The 3,787-nt window shown below is 37.0% G+C and carries 1 protein-coding gene and 1 pseudogene; both read right to left on the bottom strand.

The features are described from left to right. Window positions 1-330: 330 nt before the first annotated feature. On the bottom strand, window positions 331-3,681 hold the full coding sequence (locus HT678_RS10375; RefSeq protein ID WP_172924985.1) for a DEAD/DEAH box helicase family protein: 3,351 nt from the start codon (window positions 3,679-3,681) through the stop codon (window positions 331-333). Between the two features lie 29 nt (window positions 3,682-3,710). Beyond that, window positions 3,711-3,787 (bottom strand): annotated as a pseudogene (locus HT678_RS10370) (type I restriction endonuclease); the annotation flags it as partial.

Here is a 3,787-nt window from a genome sequence, read left to right as displayed (position 1 = left end):
ATCTACAACCTCAAAACCATGTTTTGAGCAGCCTGCGGCTAGTTTGCTCTTTGATTTTCACTGAGTATTCCTTCATTTTCTCCTGCAATTGAATTCTTGCTCGGCTTTTTGTTTTCTATTTCTTTAAAATCAAAGTAGCTCTTTTATAATAACTCGATCAACAAACATCGTGGTACAAGTATCTACTTTGAAATTTATCAACCACTTAACAACTGATACTGTATTCTAGGAAAACGATGACATTCTTCCTAATAAAACTTCTCATATATAGCATAAATTTCTACTCTTTTTAATTTTAAATGAGTCTCAGTATGGCAATCACTTTAGAATTTAAGCCACTTCTCCAGCTCGATCATTGATGAGCTCAATGGTTTGAACAATATTACGAAGTACTGGTAGTTGGTGTTGAAAGAGTAGTTGAACAGATCCATGAGATTTAAATGGCTCTTGCGTTAACACTTTCATCTCTAAGCAACCATTTTCTACAATGTAGTCTACAATCAATTTTACAAATGAAATCTGCCTAGCATTAAGGTTCTCATCCGACAAAAATTTAGAAAAAATACGATTGGCAGACTCTCTATCTAAGCCAATAATCTCACGCACCAATCTCGGAATTGCCTTATTTTCATAATGATGTTGGTAGTCTGATTTGCTACCTAATTTTTCCCAGAGCAATTTTTCAAGTGCAAGCACATCATCAGATGTCAACTTTTCATTATGGTATAGCTTAGAAATGGACTCTTCATCCAGATGAGTTTTCAAATAATGCTCAACTTTTTCATTATAAGATCGAAGATCGTTGACCTGCAAAAATGCTGTGGTCTCGTGAACAGTGGAGAGTATACGATCTTCAAAGTTAACATAGTAGGGTTTACGGTCTGTTTTATCCAAAAACTGTAATAAATCTCGAATAGCAAGACGAATTTTTTCCAAATCAGACAAGCTAACTTCTTTCCAAAATTCAGGCTCCTGTACTTTCCTGATAATTTCAACCTGCTCAAAAACCTGCGGGATATTGCCAATAGCAGAAAGAGCTCTAGCCGTCTTCATCACTTGGGAAATATGAACAGTGGAAGATTTAGCTGTCAGTTGCCCCAACTGAATATGAAGTAAGCACAAATCAAATCTCCTCGCCATCTCATCTTCTTTATCTTCATCAAATAAAAGCGGAGAGAGATTTTTTTGAATAGTTTCACTTGTAACAGCAGTTAGATTCTGCCAACTTTCCAATTTCCTATAGCTATAAACTGTATCTAAAACCATACGAACCCTGAAGTCTAACTCATTTAAGCTCTCTATACGACCTTGAAGTTCTAAAACAAGCTCCTGACGGTATGCTCTCGCAAACTGATCTTCTTGGTATTGGAGTCCCTGAAGTTCTCGAATCAAGTCCACTTTGATATTAAATAAACGCTGAGTCAACGAAACAATGTGACGACCCTCTCCATCTCTTGGATCTGCACGAAAATAATCAAAATTGTCCCCATAATCAAATACCAAGAAGTTTTCCTTATCCTGCTCAGGTCCAAATAAATCTTTACATAGACGGGTTCCTCGACCAATCATCTGCCAAAACTTAGTTTTAGAGCGTACCTTCTTGAAGAAGACTAAATTAACAACCTCTGGTACATCAATACCTGTATCTAACATATCGACAGAAATCGCAATTTGAGGATACTTCTCCTTAATTTTAAAATCATCAATCAAGGTCTGATAATGCTTAATACTATAATCAATCACCTGAGCATAGTCGCTCCCTTTTTCAGGATAGCGGTTGTTAAAAATACCTCTGATATATTCCGCATGGTCATGATTTTTAGCAAAAATAATAGTTTTACCAATTTCATCCCCCGAGGCTGTCTGAATTCCTCTTGTCATGAGTTCATTTAAAACAATTTCTACTGTACTTTTATTGAAAATAAAAGAATTAAACACACTCCCATCAATATCTTTTTCACAGCTATCGTCTTCAAATTTGCTATCAAAATGTTCCTTTTCTTCTTCGGATAAATCATCATAATGTAGACCATCCGTAGGTAGTTTCAGTTTGGTTTCGATAGAATGATAGGCTACTAAATATCCGTCTTTAACAGCCTCTTCCAAATCATATGCATATGTTGGAACCCCATTCTCCAAATTAAAGAATCCATAGGTGTTTTTATCTAAATCTTGACGCGGAGTAGCTGTTAAGCCTACAATCCTTGCATCAAAATAATCAAAAATGGACTTGTATTTCTGATAAATAGAACGGTGAGACTCGTCAATTATGATAAGGTCAAAATGCCCAACAGTGAAAGGGCGTTGATTTACTTCTTCTTGACCACTAATCGCTCCAATCATGGTCGGATAAGTTGAAAAGACCATGCGACTTGATTGAGCTCCTTCTTTATCTTCTAAGAAGTTACAAACGGAAAGATCTGGGAGTAATTTTCTAAACGAATCATAGGCTTGCTTAACCAAGGAAGTTCTATCGGCTAAGAAGAGAACGTTTTTTACCCAGTTATGACGTGATAAGGTATCAACTAGAGAAACTGCTGTACGAGTTTTCCCAGCCCCAGTTGCCATAACCAAAAGTGCCTGTCTACGATGATTAGAGAAAGCTTCACAAACGCTTGCAATCGCATGTTTTTGGTAGTGACGCCCGGAAATATCGTCTCTAATTTTACTAGAAATATCCTCAAGTGGTTTTTGAAGATGACGTCTATCCATCACTAACTGCAATTCTTCTTGAGAGTAAAAGCCTGCAATCTGGCGGCGGTTCGAACCATCAAGTATATAGTGCTTCAACCCATTTGTAATAAAGCAAATTGGCTGATAGCCGATATGTTTCTCCAGAGCTTCAGCATATTCTTTGACCTGTACTTCCCCTACTTCTGGATTGACAGAGGCTTTTTTAGCCTCTACAATCGCTAAAATTTTCCCATTTTTACCATAAAGTACATAGTCACAGTAACCAATTCCTGAACCGTGCTTCAGACCATCAACAGCTATCTCAACACGACAGTTTTCTTCAAATATCCATCCTGCTAGACGGAGATCAATATCAATAAAGAGCTTTCTTGTCTCTGCCTCAGATAATTGATCAATATGGAAAGGCACATCTTGCCGTTGCGCTGCAGTCTCACGTTTTTCAGTATAAGTCTCTTGAACTTCTACGGACTGAGCAGCCATCTGTTCATGAAAATCAGGCAGTTCTGGTAAACTGTCTTGTAACTTTATCATAGATTGTGGAGTTTCTCGGTATTTGATGTTTGCTGAAAGTGGTAAGCACTTCTCATCAAAATAACGCTCCACAAACTCATTGCTGTAACAATAATCGATAAAATTAACAAACTGATACAAATGATGCAAAGCTAAAATCGCTTCTCGTTCCTTAATTTCACCACCATGAGCAGCATGGTTTCCCCACCGAATCAACAGAACTATCTGCTTGTGGAGTTCAGAATCTACGATATCCCTAAAATCATCATCCCATACTAAAGAAGATAGAGTAGCACGATAGGGAGCTTCTAAATATGAATCGTGACTATATATCCAATGGACAGCCTGCTCTAAAGCACGACGCGCCATAAAGGCAGTAGCCACAGTTGATGTAGCAATCATATTCTCAGCTTCAATGCAAGGTTTTGAAAAAGATTCATATTCGTCATTTTTTAAAAGAAAGCTAAAATTTCCCATTTTTTTCTCACTTTAAACAAATAGTTTAGCTATATTATACTAAATTTCAAGCTATTTCTCCACACTTTTATAGCTATCTCACAAGCAAATTGTGATTTGTCGACCT

The sequence above is a fragment of the Streptococcus sp. 3167 genome, from assembly GCF_013277175.1.
Classification (GTDB): domain Bacteria; phylum Bacillota; class Bacilli; order Lactobacillales; family Streptococcaceae; genus Streptococcus; species Streptococcus pseudopneumoniae.
This window is presented reverse-complemented; position numbering and strand designations above follow the sequence as displayed.

What these genes read in the sequence shown, in the direction of transcription:
- HT678_RS10375 (WP_172924985.1), bottom strand. Translation starts at nt 3,681, where the DNA reads ATGGGAAATTTTAGCTTTCTTTTAAAAAATGACGAATATGAATCTTTT.